Source organism: Methylobacterium sp. AC690, assembly GCF_979256535.1.
The window spans coordinates 1-240 of sequence record NZ_CEEDOX010000123.1 but is presented as its reverse complement, the minus strand read 5'-3'; the positions used below and the strand labels follow the sequence as shown (position 1 = coordinate 240).

At 75.0% G+C, this 240-nt stretch carries 1 pseudogene; it reads right to left on the bottom strand.

Annotation, left to right across the window (positions count from 1 at the left end):
• Positions 1-240: pseudogene (locus AC0IY1_RS25555) on the bottom strand (efflux RND transporter periplasmic adaptor subunit); the annotation flags it as partial.

Below are 240 nucleotides of genomic sequence, written 5' to 3'. Positions count from 1 at the left end.
GGCCCGGCAGGGTGATGTCGATGGGCTTGTCGGCCCGCTCCGCGGTGGCGGTGCGCACCCCCGGCACGAAGCTGTTGATCTTCCGCTGGGTCTCGGAGGCGGCGGCGCGCCGCAGCATCTGGCCGTAGCCGCCCCAGGCGAGCAGGCCGATGGCGGCCACGGCGGCGAGCAGGAAGGGCGCCTTGCCGGGCGGCGGCGGGATGTCGGACGGGTCGAGGGTCGGATGCATCACGCCTGTCC